Consider the following 26853-nt stretch of genomic DNA (forward strand, 5'->3'; position numbering starts at 1 on the left):
TTATCTACTCCACAAAATCTTTATTTATCATATCATCATAGGTCAGATCCTTTTCAATTCTTCCTTTGAGCCAATCAAGGTAGCTCTGCACCCCTTCCTCATGGGGCAGGGCAGGTTCATTAAAATGCGGTATTTCATACTTATCAAGAATTTCCTCCGGGAACCTCAACTTCTCTAAAAGCAGCTGGTTATAAACTGAAGGATCTGGATTAATTAAATCGGCTGCTTCCCGATAAGCCTGATAGAATTTTTTAATGGCCTCGGGTTTTTCAGCAATATATTCTTCGGTAAAAATAATTACCGAAGGTAAAATCCCTTCTTTATCACTGTCGGTAATCATCAATGCCCCCTGCTCCACACACAGGCTGGCCAGTGGTTCCGGCATGCAGGCAGCGTCAATTTGCCCCTGAAGCATCATCTCCCGCCGCTGGGGTATGGCAGCAATATATTCTTTTCTAACCTCCTCAGAAGTTAAACCATTTTTAGTCAGAATCTCATCCACCATAAATTCGATAATGGTGTTGTTGGAAAGTCCAATAGATTTTCCCTTTAAGTCCTTAACAGAGTTAATACCTGATTCAGGAGACGCAACAAGTGCAAAATTTCCTTCATTTAACGAGGTAATTTGAATATCAAACCCGCTGTCCAAGAAAAAGCCTGTCGCCACAATGTCTGAAACAGCCCCGTCGATCTGACCTGCCTGAATAGCCTGGTCCCTTTCCATGGCACTGGTAAAATATATCAACTCTACCTCCAACCCCAGGTTCTCATAAATACCCTCCTGTTCAGCCAATACCATGGGAAGACAGGTAACATCAGGGGTCAGGCCGAAACGCATTAGCTCCACCCCGGATTGTTCCAAAGCTTTATCACCGCAGCCCCCCAAAAGAGGTACCGTCAGCAGAAGTAATAAAAGAGTGATATAAATAACCTTCCTTTCAAAACTCCCCTTACCTTGAAACTTCTTCTTCATCCCTTACACTCTCCCTTTTTTTTGGGATTAACTCTTATCAATATCAGGTCAACAGCAAAATGTCTTCAAAAGTTACTCCCATATTTTTAATAACTGCTGTCATCTCTGCTGTCTCCTTTGCATTCAGTATTATTAATATTTGGAGTATCATCAAGATGTATTCTTTTTTAGCTTCTGTAAATCCCTTCTTTTAGTGGACTAATCAACCCCAAAAAGTAAGAATGTCTTTATATTGTTACATTTCATGAAAAACAAAGATATTTTCAAATCTGGGAAAGGGCGCTGCCCAATTCATGAATCACCTGGTCCACATCAGCCTTGGTAATAATCAGGGGAGGTTGAAAAGCCAATACATTTCGGTTATGACCGTTTTTACCGATCAGAACACCATTATTCTTTAAAGCTTCCAGAACCCGGTCAGTTTCCTCTACTGCCGGCTCCTTCCCTTCCCGCACCAACTCCGCGCCCAGCATCAAGCCAATACCCCGGACATCTCCAATTAACTCATGTTCTTCCTTCAATTCCATCAGTTTTTCTTTGAAGTAATGCCCTACCTTCGCTGCGTTATCCACCAGTTTTTCCTTTTCAATAACCTCTAACGTAGCCAGGGCTGCCACCGCTGTAACCGGATTTCCACCCAGGGTTGAAGCCCCAGGACGGGTGTAACACTCAGCCACTTCACTTTCTGCGATAAAAGCCCCCACGGGAGTACCGTTAGCCAAAGCTTTAGCCACCGTCATAATCTGAGGGCTAACCTCCCAGTTCTCTATGGCAAACATTTTTCCAGTTCGGCCAAACCCTGTCTGAATCTCGTCCACAATTAACAAAGCCCCATACCGGTCCAGGATTTCCTTCACTCTTTCAAAATAACCCGGTGGTGGAGTAATAATTCCCCCATTGCCCTGAATGGGTTCCGCAAACATGGCCGCCAGCTTTCCAGAGGTACTGGTTTGAATAATAAACTCCACTTGTTTGGCACACTCCAGGTCACAGTTTGGATAAGTTCCCTCAAAGGGACAGCGATAGCAGTAAGCGTTAGGTGCAAAACTTATCCCTCCCACCGGGGTAGGATCCGTCCTCCAAAAAGTCAGTCCCGTCAAGCTCATGGTCAGGTGGGTCCGGCCGTGCAGGCCCATCCTCAGGCTGATGAACTCCGAAGACCCGGTATGAAGTTTGGCTAGAAGAGCCGCCCCTTCATTGGCTTCTGTCCCACTGGAACAAAAAAAACTCTTCTTCAATTTGCCCGGGGTTACCTGAGCGAGTTTCTCCGCCAGGTCTACAATGGGCTGAGTTAAATATACGGTGGTGGTGTGCTGTAGAGTCTTTACCTGCTCACAAATTCGATCTGTGATTTCTGGATGACAGTGCCCTGCCGCCACCACGGAAACTCCTGCAAAAAAATCCAAATAACTTTTCCCCTGATGGTCATATAAATATTTTCCCTCACCCTTGACCATCTGTACAGGTTCCTGATAGAAATGATATACGCAGGGAATCATATATTCCTTTTTCTTGTCAATGATTTTCTCAGGTCCAATATAACCTTTCACTTTGTAAACCCTCCTGATTTATTTATTCTTAACTCAACAGGCGAATTCATGGTGAACTTTTCTTTTGGTTAACAGCAAAATCAGAGTTAATACAAGGCAAGATAATTAAATATCTTTGCTCCTGATTTTTACTCCTTTCATGTAGCCTCCGAAACCGTAGGTAGTGTTATGGCTTTTCTTCAAGTTAATCCAATCCTTAAAATCAAACCGGTAATTATCCGGATCAGCAGTAATCATATCCAGTTGTTTTCGATATAGCGATGTCACCTGCCCCACTTCCTTGGGCGGATAAGTCCTAAGTTCCAGACGAAACCCTGCAGCTCCAGCAGGGATAAAGTCCTTCATAAAAGGTAAAAGGGCTAATTCATTAGCCAAAAAAACATGGTTGCGGCAGTCTTCATCCACCTCCACAGGATGCCCCTGGCCTTTTTCATCTATAAGAGAAATCTTTTTCTCCCGACAAGAAAGGCGGCAGCCATCCGCCTGGGTTGTTCCCTCCACCAGAGCTGCCGGAAGACAGTGGTCTGTTATCATGGCTGTAAGGGGCCCGTGAGCCAAAACTTCAAAGGGCAAACCTGCTTTCTGCATCAGTGCCGCACCAAAGCGGAAGTTAATCTCCGGCTGTAAAGTCAGCTGTTTAACCCCCAGTTTTTTCAAAAGCTCTGCAGACCAGCGGTTAATAACATTTAGAGAATAATCTCCGTAAACCGTCATATTTTTAAACTGCAACGCCAGGTAAAGAGTTCCCAGATTGGCCGCCATAATTCCCGAAGGTTTTAGTTTTTCCAGGTGGGCAAAAAGTTCCTCCACCCTGGCCATCTGCCTACCCTGGGTTACCCTGGGGGTAGTTACCACCCCTTCAACTCCCTGGGTCTTGCAGTAGTTTACGGCATAATAAAGATCCGCGGCAGACCAGCCTCCCCCGGAGGAAACAAAGGATTCTCCCCCAATATATACCCGATGTGCTCCACCTTTTATCGCTTCTATCATACCTTTTATATTTCCTACCCGAACGGCCAGCTTAGGATTGGGAAACATTTTCTTCCTTTCCAGCTGTCCAGAAAAAACCTGTTGTTGTATATCCTTTTCAGTAATTTCCTTTTCCCTGACAGCATAACTAAAAAACCGGGGTTCCCGCTCACCACTATACCCTATGGAAGTAGAACCCGGGTTTTTAAAAGCATACATACTGCTGAAATCCCGAACTCGATCAGCATGTAACGCCTTCCATTCCCCGTGATGCATTTGATAACCCAGAGGATCTTTATAGTAGCGGTCTAAAGCACTTCGATATATCCTGACCACTTTACTCAGATAGTCCACAGTGCGCATCCGACCTTCAATTTTCAAGGAACAAATTCCCGACTCCTGCAGTTCAGGAATAAAGTTCAGCATGCACATATCCTTTATTGCCAGCAGGTATTTTTTATCCCGGGGAAGGGACAGCGCAGCCTCCTGGTTCCGATCCCAGAGGCTATAGGCCCAACGACATGTCTTCATGCACTTGCCTCGGTTGCTGCTTTCTCCAAAAACCATCCCACTGTGATAGCATTGACCGCTCTGGCTGAGACACATATCCCCGTGTATGAAATATTCCAATTCCATCCCTGTCTTGTCCAGCAGCTGTTTTGCCTCTGCCAGGGAAATATCCCGGGACAAAATAGTCCGGCTGACTCCCAGTTCCGAAAGCAGCTTGACAGCCGGTTCATTGTGAACATTTACCATCACACTGGCGTGCAGGGGCAATGAAACCCTCAGTTCCTGCATCAACTTAATTACGCCTAAATCCTGTATAATTAAGGCGTCAGGCTTTACTTTTCCCAGGAACCTTAAATAGGGTTTTAATTCCTCCAACTCCTGATCAAATAACAGGTTATTCAAAGTAATATATACTTTTACACCCCTTTGTCGGGCATATTTAATGGCTGCTTCAATTTCTTCTTCAGTAAAATTGAAATCACTGCGGAACATCCGCATATTGTGTTTCTTTGCCCCCAGGTAAACCGCATCGGCACCCTCCTCAATTACAGCCTCCAGGACATCCCAGCGACCCACCGGGGCTAAAAGCTCCATCTTTTGGTACATGTTATTTCACCCTCCTCCAGGAAGCAAGAAAAAATCTATACTTAATATAAAATAGATGCCTGCTCTAAAATGTGAGCAGGTATTTCTAACTTCAGATTCATAGCAGAAGTTAGATTAATAATCAAATCAGGATTCTCAGGCCGGCCTATGGCTATATCTGCAGGATCCTTCCCCTGCAGTATTTCCAAGGCCATCTTCCCGGCCATCACTCCCAAATTATAATGAGAAGCTACCAATCCCAGTAGTGCACCCTGCTTTACAGCCCCTTCATTAGGGGCCATCAAAGGCAGCTTTTGTTCCTCTGCCAGTTTAATCAGAAGAGTTATATTCTGCTCCACCAGGGGACTAACCGGCACAAAGAAACCGGTATGGGAAGAAAACTTACTTTTGGCCAGTGCCCTTATATCCTCCACCCCGGTTACTTCCACCGTCTGTACTGCCAGCCTCATCTGAGCCGCCGCTTTCAGCACATATTCCATCTCAATGTCAGCGTTGGGGTTTTTCCCTTCATAGACCACTACCAGCTTACGCAGGCCTGGATATATCTCTTTAAACCGGGCCAGCTTCTGTTCAGAAGAAACGAATCCGCTGACCCCAGTAAGATTATTTTCAGAGCTTTCCCAAGAGGCCACCAACCCCACCTTCACCGGGTCCAACACCGGAGTAAACACCACCGGAGTCCCCTTACTCACCGCAGCAGAGGCAGCAAATTTGGCCGCCGGTGTGGTACAGGCAAAAATCAGGTCCATTCCCCGGCCCACCAGTTCTTCCGCCTCCTGAGCCATTTGTGGCACTTTGCCCTCCACATTGCGGTAATCATATTCAAACTCTACATTAATCATTGTGGAAAGGCCTTCTTTAAAACCCTCCACCGTATCATCTAAGTGTGAAGTCAGCTGCAGTATTCCAATTTTATAGCTAGATTCCCTGCTCCTTCCAACCCTAACTCTTTCCGGGGACCAGGACTGATACAGGTCATGTTCTAACCTCAAATGTTCCAAAACCCTTCCGGCCACAAACTTTACCATATCCTCTATCGAACCGGGGTTATGATAAAAAGCCGGCATGGCAGGAAGAACTGTAACTCCTGCCCGGCTTAAGGCCAGAAGGTTTTCTAGATGTATACTGCTTAAAGGGGTTTCCCGGGGAACCACAATTAACGGACGGCACTCCTTAATCATAACATCCGCCGCCCTCTCTAATAGGTTCTGGGAACTACCCCGGGCTATGGAGGAAACTGCAGCCATGGAACAGGGAATCACCACCATGGCCTCCACGATGAAAGACCCACTGGCCACAGAAGCAGCGATATCCTGGTTATCCAGCAGAAAAAAGCGCCTGTCCTCTTTCAAAGGTATTTCAAAAAAATTCTTAAGTTTCCGTTCCTGAGCCTGCACATCCCCTGACAGTTTAAGATCCGATTCTTTATCCATCACAATTTTCCCAGGCTCTGTGATAATAAGATAAATGGTATAATCTTTACGATAGAGCTCCCTCACCAGTATGCGGGCATAATCAATGCCGCTGGCACCGGTAATTCCAACAATAATTTTTTTCATCTATAAACAGCTCCTCATACTGTAAAAGTAACCATAACAACCGTATCAAATATAGAACCGTCCCCATGGCACCGCTTATTTGCCAGTTTTCGCTGTAGTACTAATCTTTTAGTAATAAACTATAGAATAAACATATCCCCCAGAGTAAAGGCAAAAACAGTAACCCCAATCAGCTCGTTTACATGGTAAGAGGCAATCTTCACCCGGCTCAAGTTGTCGGGAGATACAATTTGATGTTCATAAAGCAAAAGCCCCGCTGCCGCCAAAATCCCCATAAAGTATAAAAAACCCAGGTTCAAAAATAGCGGCACGCTCAAAAGCAGCAGTATAGTGGTCAAATGAAAAGCCCGGGCAATGTACAGAGCATTTTTCAGCCCAAAACGGGCGGGGATGGAGTGAATCCTCTCCTTCCGGTCAAAGCTGATATCCTGAGTGGCATAAATGATATCAAATCCCGCCACCCAGAGGGCAACCACCAGGGTCAGTATCACTGGAGGCAGGGCCATCTGCCCGGTAATGGCAATCCAGGCTCCCAGAGGGGCCAAGCCCACCGCCAGGCCCAGAACCAAATGACAGGCCCAGGTAAAGCGTTTGGTATAAGAGTAACCCACCAGTATAATTACCGCCAGGGGCATCAGCTGGACACAGAGGTGGTTTAGACGGAAAACCGCTAAAACCATCAGAGCCAACCCAACCCCACTGAGTATCAGCACCTCCTGGGGTTTCACCAGTCCCCTGGGCATATGCCTGGAGGCGGTACGGGGATTCTTGGCATCAATCTTCCAGTCAATCAGGCGGTTTAAAGCATTAGCCGCGTTCCTGGCCCCTACCAGGGCCACCAGAATCCAAAACAAGTTTGTAAAGGGCGGCCAACCACCGCTGGCCAGAAAAGCCCCCATGAGGCCAAAAGGCAGGGCAAACAGTGTATGACGAAACATCACCAGTTCCCCGTACGTTTTTAATTTATTCCAGACCATACTCCTCCCACTTTCTGTTCACAAGTTCTTTGACTATTTCATCCATTTCAATATCTTGGGGCCATTCCCGGAAATGACCCTCGGAGGGGCCTTTTACTGTGGCATCTATTCCCAGCTTCCCCCCGTAATTAGGCAGGGGTGAAGCATGGTCCAGGGCATCCAATGGCCCGTCAACAATCATTAAATCCCTGTTGGGATCTACATTATTAAATACCTTCCACATCACCGTAGACAGGTCCTGGGGATCCACCTTTTCATCCACCACAATGATGGTCTTGGTAAACATCATCTGACCCAGGCCCCAAAGAGCGTTAATTACCTTACGGGCCTGCCCCGGAAAAGTTTTCTTGATAGAAACAATGGCACAGCTGTGAAACACTCCCTCCAAAGGAAGATTCATATCCAAAACCTCGGGAATAATCATCTTTAACAAAGGAAGAAAAATTCTCTCCGTGGCCTTAGCCAGGTAGCAGTCCTCCATGGGAGGTTTGCCTACAATAGTGGCGGGATAAACCGCATTTTTCTTATGGGTAATACAGGTCACATGAAAGACCGGATACTGATCCGCCAGAGAATAATAACCGGTGTGATCTCCAAAGGGCCCCTCAATTCTAGTTTCCTCCTGGGGGTCCACATAACCCTCCAGGATAAACTCCGCATGAGCAGGAACGTAAAGATCCACTGTTTTGCACTTAACCTCCTCCACCGCTGCTTTCCGGAGGAACCCGGCAAAAACCAGCTCATACAGATTCTTGGGCAGAGGCGCCGTAGAGGAATAAATAGTGGCAGGGTCACCTCCTAAGGCTACAGCCACCTCCATCCGGTCCCCTCTCCTCTTATGCTTGGAAAAATTACTGGCACCATCTTTATGCATGTGCCAGTGCATCCCGGTAGTCTTCTCATCAAATACCTGCAGACGGTACATACCACAGTTTCTCTCCCCGGTCTCCGGGTCCTTACTAAACACCAGGGGCAGAGTAATAAATTTTCCACCATCCAAAGGCCAACACTTTAATATGGGCAGCTTACTTAAGTCCGGGTCAGCCACCACTTCCTGGCAGGGGGCTTTTTTTACTTTTTTAGGAGGAAACCCAGCCAATTGAGTAATCATAGGGATACTTTTAAGCTTATCCATTAATTTCTTGGCTGAAAAAATGTCCACCATAGCGGTAACATCCTCCGCAATGTCGTCCAGTTTTTCCACCCCAAGTGACATGCTCATCCTCTCATAGGTCCCAAAAGTATTTATTAATAAAGGAAATTCTGAACCCTTAACATTCTCAAACAATAAAGCCGGACCGTACTTCTTAGATATCCGGTCCGTGATTTCCGTGATTTCCAGTTCTGGATCGACTTCCGTCTTAATCCTCTTTAAAAGTCCCCGTTTCTCCAAATCAGCAGCAAATTCCTGCAGGTCCTTATAAGCCAATTATCTCACTCCAATTCTAATAAATTGACATTCTTTTGGACAATCAACTAATCTAATTCGACACTGATATACTATTTCCTTCCCTTTTCTAAATACTTTTGCCCTTCACCATATTTTGGGTAAACTTGAAATAACGTCAAGCATAATGTATCATGGGAGTAGTCTAAAATAAAGGGGGAAGAACTAAAATGGCCTTCAGCGGACTGGTACTGGCTGCCACTACCCATCAGCTTCAGGAAAAAATATTGGGGAAAAAAATAGAAAGGGTACTGCAGCCCTCTAGATATGAAATTAACCTGTTAATCCGTCAACAGGACCGCCATCGGCTATTAATTTCTGCCAACCCTATGTCTCACCGCATCCACTTAACAGACAGAGTAAAAGAAAACCCGAAAAATCCCCCATCCTTCTGCATGCTTCTGCGCAAACACCTGACAGGAGGAAAGATTACTGGAATCAAGCAGGAGGGCACCGACCGTGTGCTGCGGCTGAATATCCGCACCCGGGATGAGTTCGACCTGATGGAGGAAAAAGTCCTGGTGCTGGAGTTCATGGGTAAGCACAGCAATATTATTCTCCTGGATGACCAGGAAACCATCCTGGGCAGTATTAAAACAATTCCCCCCGCTGTCAGCCGTCATCGTATTGTGCTGCCGGGAAAACCTTATGTGGCTCCTCCTTACCAAGAAAAGATCAACCTTAACGGGCTTAACAATATCCCCCGAGAGGAACTGACTGAAAAAATCCTTTCTCAAGAGGGCAAAAATATTTCTATGGCCCTTATTGGTGTTTTTAACGGCCTTGACCCACTGTTGGCAGGAGAAATTGCTCATAAAGCCTCCCTGGATCCCCGAAGTAAAGTGGAACATTTGAGTCCAGAAAAAATAGAAAAACTCTATGAAACTCTCTGCTCCTTGGGAGATACCGTACGGAACAACCTCTGGGAGCCCACTATAGTTATAAACGAAAGCGGATACTTTAAAGAATTTACCTGTTTGGACCTGAAAAGTGTGCCCTCCACTTTCAAGAAAAATTTTAAAAATATGAACAAACTGCTGAACACATTTTTTAGTTTTAAAGAAAAACAGCAGAAAACAGACAGTTTAAAACAGAACCTTCTAAGTATTGTGGAAGAAGAAATTAAAAAGATAAAGATTAAAGAAGAAAAACTGCAGTTGAAACTAAAATTGGCAGAAAAAGCAGAAAAGCTTCGGCTGTGGGGAGATCTGCTGACTTCCCAGATGTACCTGGTACAAAGAGGGTTTGAACAGGTTGAACTGGTCAACTTCTATGACCCAGAACAGAAAAAAATTATAATACCCTTGGATCCTAAACTCTCACCAGGGGCCAATGCTCAAAAATTGTTTAAAAGGTATCGGAAATACAAAAAGGCCCTGCCCTTATTAAAAAAAGAACTGACTAAAATCTCCCGGGAAAAGAGTTACCTGGAGGGAGTAAGGTTCAGTGTAGAAATTGTCCGCCCCGAAGACTTAGAATACATCAAAGAAGAACTGACCAAAGAGGGATATCTCAAAAAACCTTCAACCCGAAAGGGTACCCCTGAAAAGAAAAGAGATGAAAGAAAATCAGAACCAGCAAAATTTTTATCCAGCGAAGGTTTTGACATTTTTGTGGGTAAGAACAACTACCAAAATGAGCATCTGACTCTAAAGATGGCCTCCAAAGAAGACCTTTGGTTCCACGTTAAAGATATCCCCGGGTCCCACGTAGTGGTCAAGGGGAACCCTATCCCCCCACAGACGCTACAGGAAGCAGCCATTCTGGCCGCCTATTACAGCAAAGGCGCCGGCTCCTCCAACGTTCCCGTAGACTATACTCTAGTCAAACACGTAAGAAAACCCCGGGGGGCCAAACCGGGGATGGTAATTTACGACCACCACAAGACTCTATACGTAACTCCTGAAAAAAGCGTGATTGATAGTTTAAGTAGTGAGAAACAGTAAACGGAAGTCGAGAAACTCCCTTTAGTATTTTTTGCTTGGTTGGAACCGGAGCCTTAATGTACTTCCAATTTCTCTCATTAGATCTGAAACCTAAGCAAATGCTCCCCTCTCTATAACAGATTAGAAATCTAATCTGTTATAGAGAGGGGAGCATTTTAACTTTCTTATTTATATTACCGAATGAACAAAATGGAATTGCGTGCGCTATCAAAGGCAATGAACTTTCGTGCATCAAATACTGTCCCAAGGATATAGAGATGCTCGCCCGGAATCTGTTCGCTCAAAACAGCCTCCTGCCCTTCATCCAACAAACGTCCAATGATTTGGCCGGACCGCCTTTCGTTTAAAATTACCATGTCCTTTAACAAATGGAAGGAAAACAGATTGATGCTGCCGCCCGGTTTGCTGATGCACCTTAATTCATTGCTTCCCAAAGTATATGCATAGAGTGCAGGGTCTTCATATTCGTCAATCCAGACGATGTACTGGCTGTTTGCCTGAGGATTAATAATTGATTGGGAATCAGTAACCCGCAGCTGCTTGAGATACATTTGCTCATGGATATCATAGACGCACAGGTAGAGGACGCCCTTCCGACTCTCGGTAAAGACTGTAATCCCATCATTTACATAGGCTCGGGTATAGCTCGATTGGGGGGCAATTTTTTCACTTACGCAAAAAATCCGTTCTTCGTCAATAGCGTACGCATACAAGGATATTTCTTCTTGATTGTATTCATTCCATGTCAAATAATCCTGCCCGCCGGATATAATAATCTCCGGGCTTGTATCGGAAAACTCCTTCACTGTGGAAACGGTGCCATGCTCAAGATCATATCGTTCTAGCCGCATCCCCGATGCATCCTGCAAAATCCAAAACAGTGCTCCATCGGCGGCAACAAGTTCGTTTTGCCAATGCTCTCCGGTTTTTATCTGGAAGATACGCTCTGCATTTCCGGTTTTTGTATCAAGGTGAAATATATCGGTACACTCTGACCCCATACCCATGGGGATATTTTTTACAAGTGTATAATACAGGTCATTTTTCGTTCCTGCAATGCATCCCGACTCGTATCCTTTTGGAATGAATATTTCATATTCCGATACATCATTGGAAAAAGAAGATGCGTTTTCCGTGTAGGAAAGCGTCTGAGCTTCATCGTATTTTTTTAAAGTCTCCCCGGTGCTTGTCTCACATCCGGCACTTAACGCTACCATCAATAATACCAGACCAATGGAGACCATCTGTTTTAGTTTCATGTTTGAATTCTCCCTAAGATAGTTTGGAATGGCGCAAAATACCTCCCCAACCCCAAATTGCCATCAACACGCTTGCTGTCAAGCAATGATATCCGTTGATTTGTTGTACGAGGCTTGTGTTTACCCATGCGTAATTATTATTATCCTAGTGCCTTGTCCCCATGCTAGCGCTGATCTCTTGAATATATTTTTTTTCGTCGGCAGGATCTATGGAACCAAGGTTATTAACCGCATTATCCAGTACATCCATAGCGTCTGCCGGATCTGCGGCCAGATGGGCACGAAATTCAGGGTCATTCATATATGCAGATCGAATGGATTCTTCGGTGTCGGAAAAAGTGTCGGCTGCTGCAAAGACCGTTAATGGTAAAGATGTTACCAAAATCAGACAAAGCAATATTGAAAATAAATTTTTCATATTTTTTCACTAATGGTGAATTGAAAATTCAAGTGCAATAGAAAATGACAACTCATAGGAATCCAGGTAAAATATAAATATAAGCGATCAAACAAACATTTACTGGAGGGATTCCTATGAGTCAGATTAATTTTACCACGAATTAAAAACATTATACACACCTTTCTGAAGCTGATCGGGACCAAATTCAAGCTATGTTGAAATTAATGCTAAAACCCACAGCTATCGCGGCTATATTACACAGAAACCCATCAACCATATATCGTGAAATTAAACGTAATTCAGTCAAGCAATTGGACACAAACTTAAAAGAGCACAAGGCCTACTATGCTAGCACAGCTCAAATACTTTACAAGAAAGCTCGCAAGAATTGTGGACGTACATATAAGATCGCCTCTATACCGGAACTTGTCTGTAATATTGAAGATCTAATACTAAAAAAGAAGTGGTCCCCAGACGCTACTGTGGGCTACCTCAACCGAATAGGTGAAATGATCAAGCAATCAATAACAACGAAAACTATTTACAATTACATACATATTGGCCTCAGTAAAGTTAAGCCTATTGATCTTCATCTTAAAGTCCGTCGAAAATGCTCCCACAAGCCTCCTGTCATTAGGGATGATACACGGGAGAACAGTATAGATAATCGGCCAGCGGAGGTAAATAACCGTAGCGAGTTCGGCCACTGGGAAATTGACACTGTCATTAGCAAGAGGACTAAGGGTGCAGCACTTCTGACCCTCGTTGAGCGTATGACAAGACAAGAAATTATCCGAAAGCTACCGAGTAAGACCGCCTCTGCTGTTGTGATAGCTCTAGATGAGCTTGAGCAGGAATTCGGAGATCCGTTTCAAGATGTTTTCAAATCAATTACTTCCGATAATGGTTCTGAGTTTGCCTTCACATCTCTAATGGAAAAGTCAGTATTCACTGGCGCAAACCGCACCAAAATATACTATGCCCATCCATACTGCTCCGGAGAACGGGGTTCAAATGAAAACGGCAACGGGATAATCCGTAGGTTTTTGCCAAAAGGACGACCATTTGATGATGTGCCGATTGAAACGATTCAGCGAATACAAGACTGGATAAATTCACTGCCTAGACGTATCATCGGATACCAGTCTTCACAAGAGGCCTATACTAAACAGCTTGCAATCTCTACTGCCTGTTAATCTTATGGGCTCTACCCAAACCCGCCCTCGCCGGTAGCAGCCCGCCATGCGTTGCATGACGAGTACCTTCAAGGGTTTGGGTTATGTGAGGCCCTCAAGGGTAAAGACTTCGTCCCGGCTACGCCGGCCCTTGACTGCCGACTATTAGATGCCTCTCTATGAAAGACGTAGCAATACTATGGGTTCCTATGATATTTGCACTTATTTATTCAATTGGGGGTTTTTCACTAATGTTGCATTAAATAATTGGAAAATTGTCAATACCTGATTACTGACAAAATATACTAACTATTAATAACATATTTTCAATATATTAACATTAGGTATTCTCTATGAAAGCCAAAGGAACAATCAGTTATGAGTAGCCCCTGCTTCCACATTATTACAGTTATGGATTTCTTAGAGATACATAGGATCGTAAGTCACATCATATAGATGTTCGACTTCGCCTGCTATCACCAGCCTTTCTGTCTCATCAAAGATTAAATCATAGTCGATGGCTCTTCGTCCTTTTGAGATTCGAGAAGGTTTCCAATAAAGTGTAAGGACAAAGTAAGTAAATGGTTCATAAAGACAGGTTTTCAGTATCCTTTTTAGATCTAAAAGTGCTCCAATAAAACCGGTTTTGAGCTGGAGCGATACCAGCAGGCAGTAGGTAATCAGAGCGATAAGCAGCTGATTCATTACAGCTTGTTGACTCAATCCATAAAAATGTTTTACGTACATGTTCTGCTTAAGCCATTTAAAAAACAATTCGATTTGCCAGCGGTTCCGATAAATATCACTGATTTCCTCAATGTCCAGGGCGAAATTGTTGGTCATGATTATTACGGGATTTCCTTCTGTATCCACTACTTCAATTAATCTAAGGAGGTGCTTCATCTTTTTTGCTGGGGTACCCAGGTAGACTACCTGGTATTTTTGAATGCTCCCTGTAACAGGAAGGGTCTCCATCACTTGGACAACAGCATTTTTCTTAAGCCGGGTAACAAATCCAATACCTTTTTTACAGTAACGATCAAACTTATCATAGTCCACGTATGCCCGATCAAAGACATGTAACGCTTCTTTATCTTCAATCACCAGTGCATCTATCTGGGTTTTATCCGAAGGTTTTGCGGGAGTTATTATTACATCATCCGGCAGTAATACGTTATCATGAAAGACAAGCCTTAGATGAAGTTTGATTCCGGCCTTAGTTTTCCTAAAATCTGCCCATGGATACTGGGTAAGTCACAAGCTAATTTACAGTACTGGAATCAATCAAGTACAGTCAGTTCAAAGGTTGGCTTAATTTATGAAAGCCCAGGTCTTTCCCCAATTCTTTGACCAGCTCTTTAAACAAGGTATCCAGCAGTTCTGTGAGAAGATCCTTTAATCTTCTAGAGATTTGAGAAGCTTTGAAAGATTCCTGATCCATGGCTTCCTGAAAACCTTTATTATTAAAGCTGCTGCTGATATCCCTAAGACTTTTTAGTTGATTCAGTTGTGCATAGGAGATTAATTCGATCATCTGGACAGTATTGAGTTTTTTGAAATACTTATCAGACTCCAGTTGTTCCAAGTTTTCTTGAAAATTTTCATTATTAAATAGCTCAAACAGTTGAAAAAATGTGGAATTCGTGGTATCCTTGCCTTGCATATTTGATCTCCTTTATAATAGAGATTTGAGCAAGGACTACCCTATATCTCTATTATAAAGGATTTTTTCTTTTGGTACAATACTATATTACAAATTCTTTAAAATAATCGTTATTTCATCGGTTTTCGTGATTTGACATTTTAAATAATTATTTATGCAAGGCTAGTGACTTGTTATATAAAAATGCTCCCCTCTTATGTGACAGATTAGATTTATTATCTCTTACAGAAGAGGGGAGCATATATTTAGGTTTCAGTAAAAATTACAGGACCCTCCAGTAATAGCATTCTGAGTATCGATTTATTCTTTTCGACCTGTTTTTGAGTTTACGCTGCATAAATCTGAGTGCCCGGAGATTCCGGCCTTTGCCTTACGGCAATTTCCACAATCTTCTATAAGATGTCAACATCCCAATAACTTGCTCTTCTTGTGTCAATACCTTTATTAGTTTTTATATATGTAGTGTGATCCTGACCACAGTTCATAATTAAAAAGAGCATAGTTAATATCATATAACACGTAATGTTTCATATTTTGAATGTAAATACTATTTCCTGTTCCTTTCGTGATTCTCCACCCACTGTCCATTTCCCATTGATTGCTAGCTGTTGAACTGCTGCGATTGTGTTCTACATAGCCGCCAAATCGTCTTAATGAATAACTGGCTTCAGCAACATATCTTCTGTCCGGTATGTTGCCCGAAAGGCTAAAGCTTAAACCACTTCCAGAAAGACCTAACGTATACGAGTATGTCGAGGGGCCGTCCTCAGTAGTAGGACCATTCTTTTCTCCTGTATAACTGGTAGACGTCCAATGTAGCGTCTGCTGTTGTCTTGTTCTTGTATGTGTTTCTACTGGTTCTGTAGACCTGTTTGTAACATTTACCCAATAATCAGTTCCACTTACAGTTGCATAATAGTACTGTGAATAACTTCTACTTTTTAAGCTGGTTAAATAGTTACGCTCTAGCGTACGCGTTGTATTTGACCGAGTCCAATACGTCCCTGGAGTGAAACTCCTGTTTCCTATATTGGCATCTATTTCATTAAGCTCCTGAGTTGTTAATACAGCATTAGGACTATTTTCAATAATATACGCTTCTTCAGTCATATAATCTACTATATCCTGTACAACAACAGCAAATTGATCAATACTTACATTAATATCTATTGCGCCTGTGTAAATATGGGTGCCTCCAGCACGACGCCGAATTGCTGTTATCTTTCCTGATTCTCTTGGCACTAATGCTGGGGTTACCATCTCATAGTTAACAAATTTTATATTACTAAATATTTCTTTTTCAGGAACACCAAGAAAAATTACTGTTTTCCCATTTTCTATGTTATTGTTCAGATCAGTTAAGAAGCTTGAGGAATTCTTTAAACCCTGCCAACTGTTGTTAGATATAATAATATGAGATATTTCCTCTTTTGTTAAATCTGTTTTTTCTGTTACCATTGAATCAAACAGAAGTTCTAATCCTTCCACCTGTTTGTTCGTAAGTAAAAAAGTACCTTCATGAACTTTTGCTTCGTCTATTAACAATTCAGCAGATGGAGCGCTACAATAAAAATTATCTAAACTGGCAAATACTTTTGGAACACTAATAACAATTACCATGCATAGTATTAAAACAATCCCCAGAAAAAGTTGTCTTGCTTTCAAGTGTTTTTTCCTCCTCCTTCATCTTTTTTCATTCCCTCATTTTGTATAAGATTACTACATTTTTAATATAATTAATATTTTTTAATCTCCTTAATTTTTTTTTGATTCCTGTTTAATTGTTTTTCCTTGGTTCAAGTTTTCCACAAAATTCGTCCTTTTGATTTGCCGCATCACCCCTTTTTTTATTTTCGGCATCGACCTGTTATTGAGTTTACGCTACCTAAATTTGAGTGCCCAGAGATTCCAGTCTTTGCCTTACGGCAATTTCCAAATCTTCTATAAGATATCAACCTCCCAATAACTTGCTCTTCTTGTGTCAATACCATTTATTAGTTTTTTTACCGTGCATAGTATTAATAACAATCCCCAGAAAAAGTTGTCTTGCTTTCAAGTGTTTTTTCCTCCTCCTTCCACAGCAACCCCCACAGAATGTATGAGGTAATACTTATATAACATCAGAATCAACATTTTATCGGTACTGAAATCCCAAGATATGCAACATCACCGAGGACGTAGTAAAAAGCCTGACAAAAAACCTGTTTCAACTCATTGTGCCAACGGTCCAAATCAAGTGTGAATGTGGGATTATTCCGATATTAAAGTTATTCCGATCTTTCGTAAAAATGATAGATAGATAAAAGACAAGTCATTGAAAAAATCAGAACAACTTTTGCTACATATTATTTCAGTCCATAAAGACGTTTAATGGTTTCATCATCCAGGTCTACCCCATTGAATGTTTCGGTTTTACGAAGAGGATGATTTGCAGCGGTTGCTTTCTCAATGGCGGCCCTCTATTGCCGTAACCCCATCTTTAATAGGTTGTTTGCTCATACAGTCTAGCTCCTTTCTGATTTTGAACTTTTTATAGTATCAAAATCAGAATAAAAGCTATATCTGTGTAAAGCAAATGTTATTCCGATTTTTTTACAAAGAAATTGTTTATTATATTGCTTCTTAGCAAAAAAATCGGAATAACTTTTATATCGGAATAATCTCCCTTATTCTGATGTCGGGATAAGTGGGATATAACCTGGGTAGGTGGAAGTACTGCAAAACCATTGCCGCTTGATAGCAAGCCCCATCCAGTAAAAAGTTACTGTTTTAACACCTGCAGAACTAAATTGAGGAACATGACTGCCCGACCAAGTTTTACTATTGTTTACACTGCTTCCTGATTTGCTAGGAGCCCCTGTGTAGTCTAAAGTATATTGAACAAATACTATGTTAGTTGTATAATGTTCCAGTCCCATACCGATGTTCCCTTAATCATGCCTTGAACTATTACTATTACATTACCATATTTACCTTTTTTAAAAATCAGTAATTCCTACAGGTTTTAAAAAAAAATAACCCAAAAGCATATTATTTTGCTTTTGGGTCAGCGTGTCTAATCTGTTATCACTTCAAACGGGAATATTTGCTGTAAGTAAAACTCCTTTACCTGGTAAGGCATTAATTGTTACCCTGCCGTCTAACCTGGTAATCCTCTCCTTCATTCCAATTATCCCTAGATGCTTCTCCTGCAGTGCCCTCTCTTCAACCAATTTACTATCAAACCCTTTTCCATAATCTCGTAAAGACAAGCTCAACATGTTGTCTTCTAAAGAAATTTTAATTATAACCTTTTCACTACCGGAATGTTTAACTGAATTATTTAGACCCTCTTGTATAAACCGGTAAGCTGCAGTTTCTATTTCTTCATAAAACCGCTGCTCAATTGATATATTATCTAAACCCAAAGAAATGTTTATGAGATGTCTTTCCATTAGTTGTTGACACAATAGTTCCACTGCAGGGATAAGACCTAAATCTGATAAAGTAGCCGGACGCAGTTCTGTGCAGATAGAACGAAGCTGGAAGTTTAATTCATCGGCTAATTCACTGAGTTCTATGTGGGACTCACTGTTATCATGCTGAGAAATTTGTTTTACTCTTCGACTAAGCTCTACCCCCAGTTGTAACGGACCATCATGAATCTCTCTTGCTAATTTTTTCTTTTCTTCTTCCAGATTGAAAAACAAAGCTTTATTTACAACTTTCAAAACCTGCAAGCTTTGCAATTTTTCCGTCTCTGCCCCACTCGCTTTTATCCCGGCAATCCCCTTTTTATATAAGAGATAGCTAATTCCTTCTTTAACTACAACATAAATTAAAACAGCAAATAGTGCTTGAGTAAATATTATTTGATTTATATAGTAGTCACTAAATATAAGCATTATAAAAATCGAGCTGACAATTCCAGCTAGAGTTGCAGAAAATAAAAAGGTACTTACAGCTATAAAAATTTTTTTACCATCGGGCAAGTATTTATTAATAATCACATAACTAAAAGATAAAGGCAGCACCAGTAAGAACATCACACTAAACCTGGGATTTAATACCGGCTCACCAAAAAACAAAACAGGTACAGCCGTAAGAATTATAAAGGGAGAAAGACCTGCTGTTAAACCGCTTAATATTATTGCTACCTGGTTTTTTTCTTTTCTATTTCTTATTTTAAGCATTAAAATAACAAGGGAACTTAATGCAATGACCACACTAAGCATTACTGCCAACATTAAAAAATCACTTATGGTAATTATAGTAATTTGAAACAACAGCATCAAAATAGCTATAGCCGGTAACAAGGCAAATACCATAATTGACCAATCGAAAATGGTAGTTTTCCGTTCAAGAGGGAAGACAGTAATGAGCTTGAGCAGCATAACGGGAATTATAGAGAAAAATATTATCTCAAGCTCTCGACCCCACAATATTTGGCGAGCGGAGGCAGGAGCCAAAATTACTGCCATGGCTACAATCCAGTTAAACCAATATAAAACCTGAGCATGTAAAATAAACGGCCTTTTTAGCAAGGTTGCCAATCCTGTTACCCAGAAAGCGAGACTTAACAACACCTGCGGAGCCTCATGAATCAAATTTTGCAAAAATGGAGTGGGTTGAATTTCTATCAATCTTGTTACCTCTTCAGGTGAGACTATCTCTAAATATGTGGCACCTTCTACTTTTCTCCATTTTTTTACCGACGGATAAACCCCAGGATCATCCTGATCGATTTTCACAACTATATCTCCAACCTGAATTCCTTGTTTATAGCCTTCCCCCTGCAGGTCAAGCTGCATCACCACCCATTGGTCACCATCTAGTTTCTCTAAGCTTATCCCCAAATAAGGTTGCCCGGAGATTCAGGCCCTTGCCTTCGGCAATTTCCAGAATCTCCTAAATGGGGTCAGTCCCTCACCAATTTAATGTGTTAAAGCGTTATCCGGAAATGTTACACAATATTAAAATACCAACCTCACATTTGTTAAAAGGATAGAAACTATTTTAGCTCCGCACTCTTCACTGATTCCAAGTGAAATAATTAATGGATAATTATTCTAATTACATCTTATTTCTGCAAACTTGCCGAAATCCCATTGTAGTAAATTGTCTAGTTTTGTCATTTAATTGCCCGAAAATTCGGCCCCTGTTTTCGTCATTTTCTAGAATCTCCCAATAAAGGGCTATCGAAACCCCTTGTCCTTATCTTTCCAAAACGGTTTGTCCAATTTTGCCGGAACTGGTGTCCCAATTAGCCAGAATAAAAACTAGAGTATTAAATATTTACAAGAAAAATACTTTAGTGCTTTAAAGTTGTGGGGGACTGGGAACTGAAAGGAAGTTTCTGGAAATTGCCAAGGGCAAGGGCAGGAAACTCCCGGGCAGTTAAACAAATATTTATTCCAGGTATTATATTCATAAATTTAGCGGCGTTTGTCAAGTAAGTTGTCGCCTTGACTCCATTTTTTTATGGTTATGGATATGCCGGGACATGGATTTTGCTGGATAACCTCTGCGAGGTTACCCACAAAAACCACATCCCTTGGACAAAGCGTTGCCTTGCCCACATACCCACAACCACGACTGCCATTTTTTCTATTTCTTTTAAAAGACACTGTAATACTTTAAATCTCTAAAGCCCGATTCTGCCTTGTTATTGTATTTGTTTGTTCTGGATTCAACCATACTTCATCAGGTAAAGTCCCGTCCCGGGTTCCTTTTGACCACCTCTCAGGATGAACTAATTTTGCTTGTTCATAGAGCTTTTGCCGTTTAAGTAGTATTTCTTTACCGATTCCTGTATGCCGTTGATTTGGTGTCAGGAATTTCAATCCACTATGACGATGCTCTGTGTTATACCATTTTACGAACTTCAGGACCCACTCTCGAGCTTTTGTTAAGTCTGAGAATCCGGAGGCGGGATAGCTTGGTCGATATTTACAGGTTCTAAAGACGGATTCAGCATAAAGGTTATCATTGCTTACTCTGGGCCGGCTCTTTGAAGGCGTTATGCCCAGGGAATATAAGGTTTCTAAGAGCGATGCCCCCTTCAATCGACTAAAGAAAAGGGATTGCTCCCTTTCCCTCGTCTAAGGTAGGGTCGAGGTCTGGCGCGGTACCTTTTAGCCCGTTTCCAGCCCCCGCCTCGTCAAACGCAGCATGCGGATTTCCCGCACTACGCTTTCCTGTTAACTTCGTATCAAAGTTTATGTGACCTATCGTGCTGACAGCGCTTTCGTTTCCTGGTAGTAACGTACCTTATAGTCATTGTATAGACCCAAGTTTTGATACAACCAGTCCCTACTCCACCTGTTCCAACCGAAACCCTGGCGATTACGTGCGCGCATGAGATGCCGCCTTGTTTTCTTCTCCACCCAATCTTTGATATAGCCGAAACACTGACTCGAATGACCCACGCGGAAGTAGTTAACCCAGCCACGAAGAATGGGATTGATTCGCTCGAGCACCTTTTCAACAGGTTGCGACTGGTGCCGTCGGAAAATATCCTTAAGTTTGGCCAGCAGGGCAGTACGTGCCTTCATCTTTGGCGTTATGTGCACACCCCATTTTCCTCGTTTCGTTTTAGCTCTCCAAAAATCAAAACCCAGAAAACTAAAGCTCTCCCTCGTTTTTAGGTTAACTCGTCGTGTTTTATCTTCGTTTATTTGTACGTCTAGTTTTGCGAATTCTTCTGTAAGCCTTTTACAAGCAGCTTTTTCCAGCCAATCCCACTTCGAGTAGTCATCAACCAAGATGATTAGATCATCCGCAAAACGCGCATACTCAATGTATGTGTATCTCCCCAGGCGTGTCACTTCTTTTGCTTTTTCCAGCATTTTGTCTACTTCGTTCAGGTACAGATTTGAAAGAAGTGGCGAAATAACGCCACCCTGAGGCACGCCTCGCTTACCGCCGGCTTTGAGTATGAGCTTTAGCAGTCGCATGATGTCATCATCATCCACTCGTTTTGCCACCTTATTTAGTAACAAATCATGGCGGACTGTGTCAAAGTAGGCTTTAAGGTCAATGTCTATGACTCTTGTTTTGTTTTCCACCACTGCTTTTGCTACCCGGTTAATCGCTTGGTGTGCTGTACGTTTGGGTCTATAACCATGCGAGCCGTCTTGAAAGTCAGCTTCAAAGATGGGTTCCAAGATTAATTTCAGTGCTCCTTGGACTACCCGATCCCGGATTGTGGGTATACCTAATGTCCGGTATTTGCCGTTACTTTTAGGTATTTCTTTCTTCCGGTTCCGGGTGGGAAAATAGGTGTGGGAAATTAGTTCGTCATGTATCTGCTGTAGGAACTCTTCTCGTCCGTTCCCTTCAATGTCTTGAAAGGTCACACCGTCGAGTCCTGGTGCTCCTTTGTTCTCTTTAACCAGTCTATAGGCTTCTTTTAGGGTTTCCAGCTTACATACATGAACGTATAATCCCCAAAATCTCCAATCCGGTTCAGCCTTCGCCTTGATGTATATTCTCCGCCTCAGGTCTTGTAAACCAATGGACGCATTTGTCATCTCGTCCTTACCTCCCATTTTGTTGGAGACATTGTTAACAGCAGGGTCCCTTTGCTCCTTGGGAGTTACCCCGACTCATTGCTCTTACGGACCCATCCGCCACCCTCTTGCCTTCGATTCACTTCCCAGTTTTGCTGGTTATAGAATCTACCTTTCTCCTGGAATTTCTTCCAGGGGCAAGGAGGGCTTCTCCAGTTGCTTGGTGTGTCCTTGTCATCATGCTGTCGCTACCACCCCGCCGAAGCAAGCCGTTGTTTCAGCTAGTTTTCAACTGCTTATACTGCCTTCACCCTACAGTTGGGGGCTCGGCCTTCGGAGGTTCTCACTATCGAGGCCACCTATGCGTTCGCTTTCGCTACGGCCTGATGACTCGCCGCACTCTAAAAAGTGTCTTTGTCAATAGACTTCAGCGTTTCGGTTTCCCTTAACACTGCTATTCAAGCTACAGAGCTTCTAGCTTTTACCCTGGCAGGTTTGTCTCCTGCTGAACACACCAGCCTTCGCTGGACATACAACTAAACGTGAGCTTCTCAGCTCATTTAGCTCCCATTATCCAGCCGCTGGTAATATTCCCATCTTCCAATGTGCAAACAGTTGTGGTTCTTGTTTTGCTATCCTTCCCAGGTAGTGTTCCGCACGTCGCCTGTGTCGAGTGAGCTTTTTGTATTTCCTTCTTGCCCAGTGAACTAATGCCTTATTCATGTGCCTGAGCACTTTATACAACTCGGACCTATAGAAATGCCCATAGTAATTTACCCATCCACTTATGACCGGATTGAACATCCTAGATAAATCTATCAACTCCCTGTCCGGCTTTAAATGCATTCGCCAGTTCCTTATAACATTTCTCATAGCCTTACAGGCTTTGTTGCTGACTGCCGGGGTAAAGTTGATAAAATGTTTTCCATATTTGCTCTTTGACCTTCTTGGTCTAAATGTATATCCCAAAAAATCAAATTTAATTATAGGAAATTCCCCTCTGCGGTCATCGTCTTTACAGTAAATTATTCGGGTTTTGTCCGGGTGTAATTCTAACCCACATTCGTTAAACCGCTCTTCAAGTTTCTTGAGCAATTCTTCTGCTTCTTCTTTTGTACGACAGTGTGCTATTCCATCGTCAGCATATCTTGCCCATGGAGTCTGTTGAAAGTTCCTCTGCATCCAATTATCAAAGGTATAGTGCAGGAATAAATTAGCCAAAACCGGACTTATAACGCCTCCCTGAGGCGTTCCTGACTCTCTTTCTACCTCTTTACCGTCTTTGGTCTGGAATGGTGCTTTCAACCATCTCTCTATATAGAGAATAACCCATTTGCAATCAGTATGTTTCCTTACTGCCTTCATTAGCAATTCATGGTCAATACTGTCAAACAGACCTTTAATATCAAACTCAAGAACCCAGTCATATCGCCAGCATCTTTCTCTGGTGACTCGTACTGCATCTATGGCTGATTTTCCTGGCCTGTATCCATATGAATCCGGATGGAAGTATGGTTCTACTCCTGGTTCAAAGTAAATCTTTACTGTCATTTGTGCTATTCTGTCTGATACAGTTGGTATTCCCAACACTCTTACTCCACCATTTTTCTTCGGTATTTCTACCGCTTTAACCGGTGGTGGGAAGTAGCTACCGGAGGACATCCTGTTCCACAGTTTGTATAGATTATCTTTCAGATTATTTTCAAAGTCTGCTAATGATTCTTCGTCTATTCCTGCGGCTCCTCTGTTTGCTTTTACTCTTTTGTAGGCTTCATATACTACTTGTTTTGAAATATTGAACGACTTTGTTTTAATCATTTAGTTCCTCCCATAAATTGGTTGACTAAAGCTTAAAACTAGATAACACAGCCCCTTCGCTCCACCTCCATTACAGAGGTTTCTTCACTACTACTGGCTGTTCCGCCCCTATACTCTGCATTGGTACTTTCATCCTTGTGGGTCCTCCACTTGGATTTTTCCCTTATCATCAGAGTCGTAGGTTCCCACGTTCCGCACAAAAGCCTATGCTATGTTCACGCCACCTTCATGCCGGCCACCACCTGGACAGTAAGCAGGTATCCTCCAGGCTCATCCCAGGTTAACGACTCCCCCCTGGTTTTGATGACATCCCTACGCTTTCGACACCTTATCAGTGATTCACTTGTGTGATGCAGATAGTAATAGGTACTATCAAGGGATACATGCCCCATGCATTTCATTAGATACAGGATCATTGAGTCAACATTTTTTCCTTCCTGGATCCATCGATTCAAGTTAGCGAATGCGAAATGGTGCCTGAGATCGTATAACCGAACCGGTGAGGCGCTAGATTCTCTGTTGGCAATGTTCCAGATTACCTTGAAATTGGACCTTAGGTATGCGTTTCCGAAGCAATTGTGAAGGTCTTTGGGGAAAAAGTAAGTGTGCATCGGCCAGACTCTTTCAATTTCTTGTTGGTACTGAGCGAGATAGGCTGCCATCTCTTTGCTTAGGTGCAACCGCCTGTCCTTATGGTGTTTTGACTCAAGGATGTCCACGTAGCCTTCCCTTGTATTCACATGTTCTGTCTTCAGCCGGATGGCTTCGATTGGCCGCAGGCCGCAACAGTAAAGCAACCGGAATGCAGCTGGTAGAATAATTTCCCGACCAGGGTTTTCCTTGCGTGGCCGAAGGGAGTCGCAAGCATTGAAAAATCCGACGATTTCTTCGGAGCTAAAAAAATGAGGCCGACATAGAAGACTGGATGATTTTCTATTCTTCGGCAGGACATAACCTGTATCAATGCTCATCTTACGCAAGTAAATGTGAAATCCTCTTGCAGAAGAAACCCGACGATGCTGACTTTGTGGCAACTCTGATGGCTTTCGCATCATCCACAGCTGGAATTCTTTCTTTCCGGGAATATCATAGCACCCCATGCTGTAACATAGCTCTTTGAACTTAACGAGGTGGTAGGCTTCCTGCCCATAGGCATATCCCATAGAACGCTTGAAGGCAATGAACTCCTGCATTAATTCATCCAAAAGGCATTCTTTTTCACGCATGGCCCTCACCCGCCTCTCCTTTTTGGGGGAGTGGGAGTATACACTGTAGCATCCTATGTCTGTCAACTGACAAGTAGGCATGGGCGCTGTCATGATCTGAATGTCCCAGACAGGCCGCAATGTGATTGAATGAAACGCCAGCTTTCAATAAGTTTGATGCCGTTCCGCATCGGAATAATCGGGCACCGCCCGATGGATCTGTCCGTTTAATACCCGCACGATGAAACACGCTTTTAATGATAGCATAGCACGCCGCATGATCTTTTAATGGCGTGTAAGGTGCCATTGTTTTCAGAAATACATTCCGATATGGAGATGGAGGACGGTGTGTAGTAACATATTCAACTATTGCGTTTCCCACAGACGGAGCAATGGGAAGCATCAAGGGTCTTCCAGTTTTTCGCTGAACAAGATGGATCACTTCCTTTTTCCAGTTAAGGTCTTCAAGCATTAGATTCACGACATCCACTGGCCGTAGGCCTGTGACAAAAAGAAGCATGACCAAAGCCCGATCTCTGGCAGAAGTTTCATTGGCACACAAAGTGTTCCACAGCCTGTCTTCCTGATCTTCTGTAAGCACCTGCGGGATGACGGTTTTTCGTGGGCAATTCAGTGGAATTGCCTGCACAGCCTCAATAGGTGCGTTTACAAAGTCTAGGAATGACCTCAGTGCTGGTGCAGCCGTCCTCATGCTGAGGGCAGACCAAGTTTGAGACAGTTCTTTGAAAAAATTCACGACTACGGTGGGCTTAAGTGTTGAAAGATCTGATATGCTTTGTCTCTCACAGAATTGCAGAAATGAAGTAGACACGTTCCGATACCCATTAACCGTATTTTGCTTCTTCCCTTCGTCTGACAGAATAGATAGATAGGCTCTTGACAATAGCTGAAAGGATAATGAGTCCGGGGTTTTTCTGATTTGTTTGTGGTGCATGTTGTTTTTCCAGTTAATCTGCCCGGTATCAGCATACTCCCTCAGTCGTCTAACCGCAATGTTCTGCAGATGACACCTGCTTTTACAGATTGTACCGGTTCTTCGGTCAATACGATCTTTCAAAAAAGCTCTGGCAAGTTTTTCATTAAACCTGTCAATTCCCATCTGTTCTGCCAATGCTTCCAATCGGTTGTATGCGATCCTGTAAAAACTAATCGTTGAATCTTTATACCCGGCATCCGATTGCAGCTGTAGCACGCGAGATACATGTTCTTTCAGTAATAGTTCCATTTTCATACCTCCTTGAGTGTTGGATACTATTACTGTAACATGAAAGGAAGCGAGAAAACT

General features: G+C 42.7%; 17 protein-coding genes and 2 pseudogenes. 2 read left to right on the forward strand and 17 right to left on the reverse strand.

Annotated elements, in window-relative coordinates; genetic code table 11:
- Window positions 1-4: 4 nt before the first annotated feature.
- The 6 genes from HUE98_RS12200 to HUE98_RS12225 form a co-directional block, all read right to left on the reverse strand.
- Complete coding sequence (locus tag HUE98_RS12200; RefSeq protein ID WP_241420914.1) at window positions 5-973, reverse strand: ABC transporter substrate-binding protein; 969 nt, start codon at window positions 971-973, stop codon at window positions 5-7.
- A gap of 263 nt (window positions 974-1236) precedes the next feature.
- Complete coding sequence (locus HUE98_RS12205; RefSeq protein ID WP_241420915.1) at window positions 1237-2523, reverse strand: aspartate aminotransferase family protein; 1287 nt, start codon at window positions 2521-2523, stop codon at window positions 1237-1239.
- Between the two features lie 105 nt (window positions 2524-2628).
- The gene (locus tag HUE98_RS12210) at window positions 2629-4608 is read right to left on the reverse strand and encodes a peptidase U32 family protein (RefSeq protein ID WP_241420916.1); all 1980 of its coding nucleotides are present in this window, start codon (window positions 4606-4608) and stop codon (window positions 2629-2631) included.
- Between the two features lie 41 nt (window positions 4609-4649).
- Window positions 4650-6167 (reverse strand): UbiX family flavin prenyltransferase, encoded by a 1518-nt coding sequence (locus HUE98_RS12215; RefSeq protein WP_241420917.1) that lies wholly within the window; start codon window positions 6165-6167, stop codon window positions 4650-4652.
- Between the two features lie 119 nt (window positions 6168-6286).
- Window positions 6287-7144: a UbiA-like polyprenyltransferase gene (locus HUE98_RS12220; protein WP_241420918.1), complete on the reverse strand. Its 858-nt coding sequence runs from the start codon at window positions 7142-7144 to the stop codon at window positions 6287-6289.
- Complete coding sequence (locus HUE98_RS12225) at window positions 7131-8573, reverse strand: menaquinone biosynthesis decarboxylase (RefSeq protein ID WP_241420919.1); 1443 nt, start codon at window positions 8571-8573, stop codon at window positions 7131-7133. The genes HUE98_RS12220 and HUE98_RS12225 overlap by 14 nt, the downstream gene beginning before the upstream one ends.
- 188 nt (window positions 8574-8761) lie before the next feature.
- Here HUE98_RS12225 and HUE98_RS12230 point away from each other — a divergent pair, with 188 nt between their 5' ends.
- Window positions 8762-10537 (forward strand): Rqc2 family fibronectin-binding protein, encoded by a 1776-nt coding sequence (locus tag HUE98_RS12230; RefSeq protein WP_241420920.1) that lies wholly within the window; start codon window positions 8762-8764, stop codon window positions 10535-10537.
- Between the two features lie 173 nt (window positions 10538-10710).
- On the opposite strand, the gene HUE98_RS12235 is transcribed toward HUE98_RS12230, so the two are convergent.
- Together HUE98_RS12235 and HUE98_RS12240 are read right to left on the reverse strand one after the other, a co-directional pair.
- Window positions 10711-11796, reverse strand: a complete 1086-nt coding sequence (locus HUE98_RS12235) for a hypothetical protein (protein ID WP_241420921.1) — start codon at window positions 11794-11796, stop codon at window positions 10711-10713.
- Window positions 11797-11941: 145 nt separating this feature from the next.
- Window positions 11942-12178 (reverse strand): hypothetical protein, encoded by a 237-nt coding sequence (locus HUE98_RS12240; protein WP_241420922.1) that lies wholly within the window; start codon window positions 12176-12178, stop codon window positions 11942-11944.
- Window positions 12179-12375: 197 nt separating this feature from the next.
- Between HUE98_RS12240 and HUE98_RS12245 the strand changes: the two are divergent.
- A pseudogene (locus HUE98_RS12245) lies at window positions 12376-13392 on the forward strand (IS30 family transposase); the annotation flags it as partial.
- Window positions 13393-13791: 399 nt separating this feature from the next.
- Here HUE98_RS12245 and HUE98_RS12250 read toward each other — a convergent pair.
- The 9 genes and pseudogenes from HUE98_RS12250 to HUE98_RS12285 all read right to left on the reverse strand — a co-directional run bounded on the left by HUE98_RS12250 (window position 13792) and on the right by HUE98_RS12285 (window position 26793).
- Window positions 13792-15034: pseudogene (locus HUE98_RS12250) on the reverse strand (IS4 family transposase).
- A 444-nt stretch (window positions 15035-15478) separates the two neighbouring features.
- Window positions 15479-16699, reverse strand: a complete 1221-nt coding sequence (locus HUE98_RS12255) for a hypothetical protein (RefSeq protein ID WP_241420924.1) — start codon at window positions 16697-16699, stop codon at window positions 15479-15481.
- A gap of 1406 nt (window positions 16700-18105) precedes the next feature.
- Window positions 18106-19869, reverse strand: coding sequence for a sensor histidine kinase (locus HUE98_RS12260; RefSeq protein WP_241420925.1), 1764 nt, complete (start codon window positions 19867-19869; stop codon window positions 18106-18108).
- A 780-nt stretch (window positions 19870-20649) separates the two neighbouring features.
- Window positions 20650-21078, reverse strand: a complete 429-nt coding sequence (locus HUE98_RS12265; protein ID WP_407080263.1) for an integrase core domain-containing protein — start codon at window positions 21076-21078, stop codon at window positions 20650-20652.
- Between the two features lie 162 nt (window positions 21079-21240).
- The gene (ltrA, locus tag HUE98_RS12270) at window positions 21241-22545 is read right to left on the reverse strand and encodes a group II intron reverse transcriptase/maturase (RefSeq protein WP_241420926.1); all 1305 of its coding nucleotides are present in this window, start codon (window positions 22543-22545) and stop codon (window positions 21241-21243) included.
- 549 nt (window positions 22546-23094) lie between these two features.
- A complete protein-coding gene (gene ltrA / locus HUE98_RS12275) occupies window positions 23095-24342 on the reverse strand; it encodes a group II intron reverse transcriptase/maturase (protein ID WP_241420927.1) in 1248 nt (415 codons plus the stop codon).
- A gap of 38 nt (window positions 24343-24380) precedes the next feature.
- On the reverse strand, window positions 24381-24512 hold the full coding sequence (locus HUE98_RS17680) for a hypothetical protein (protein WP_277623674.1): 132 nt from the start codon (window positions 24510-24512) through the stop codon (window positions 24381-24383).
- A 45-nt stretch (window positions 24513-24557) separates the two neighbouring features.
- Window positions 24558-25568: a tyrosine-type recombinase/integrase gene (locus tag HUE98_RS12280; protein WP_241420928.1), complete on the reverse strand. Its 1011-nt coding sequence runs from the start codon at window positions 25566-25568 to the stop codon at window positions 24558-24560.
- Entirely contained in the window at window positions 25561-26793 is a 1233-nt protein-coding gene (locus HUE98_RS12285) for a tyrosine-type recombinase/integrase (RefSeq protein WP_241420929.1), read from the reverse strand. Before HUE98_RS12285 ends, HUE98_RS12280 begins: the two co-directional genes overlap by 8 nt.
- Window positions 26794-26853 lie beyond the last annotated feature (60 nt).

The sequence above is a fragment of the Candidatus Contubernalis alkalaceticus genome, from assembly GCF_022558445.1.
Lineage (GTDB): Bacteria > Bacillota > Dethiobacteria > SKNC01 > SKNC01 > Contubernalis > Contubernalis alkaliaceticus.

Bases quoted from the DNA above. Each gene is read 5' to 3' on its own strand.
- HUE98_RS12200 (WP_241420914.1), bottom strand. From the start codon at position 973: ATGAAGAAGAAGTTTCAAGGTAAGGGGAGTTTTGAAAGGAAGGTTATT.
- HUE98_RS12210 (WP_241420916.1), bottom strand. From the start codon at position 4,608: ATGTACCAAAAGATGGAGCTTTTAGCCCCGGTGGGTCGCTGGGATGTC.
- HUE98_RS12215 (WP_241420917.1), bottom strand. From the start codon at position 6,167: ATGAAAAAAATTATTGTTGGAATTACCGGTGCCAGCGGCATTGATTAT.
- HUE98_RS12220 (WP_241420918.1), bottom strand. From the start codon at position 7,144: ATGGTCTGGAATAAATTAAAAACGTACGGGGAACTGGTGATGTTTCGT.
- HUE98_RS12230 (WP_241420920.1), top strand. From the start codon at position 8,762: ATGGCCTTCAGCGGACTGGTACTGGCTGCCACTACCCATCAGCTTCAG.
- HUE98_RS12235 (WP_241420921.1), bottom strand. From the start codon at position 11,796: ATGAAACTAAAACAGATGGTCTCCATTGGTCTGGTATTATTGATGGTA.
- ltrA (WP_241420926.1), bottom strand. From the start codon at position 22,545: ATGACAAATGCGTCCATTGGTTTACAAGACCTGAGGCGGAGAATATAC.
- ltrA (WP_241420927.1), bottom strand. From the start codon at position 24,342: ATGATTAAAACAAAGTCGTTCAATATTTCAAAACAAGTAGTATATGAA.
- HUE98_RS17680 (WP_277623674.1), bottom strand. From the start codon at position 24,512: ATGATAAGGGAAAAATCCAAGTGGAGGACCCACAAGGATGAAAGTACC.
- HUE98_RS12280 (WP_241420928.1), bottom strand. From the start codon at position 25,568: ATGCGTGAAAAAGAATGCCTTTTGGATGAATTAATGCAGGAGTTCATT.
- HUE98_RS12285 (WP_241420929.1), bottom strand. From the start codon at position 26,793: ATGGAACTATTACTGAAAGAACATGTATCTCGCGTGCTACAGCTGCAA.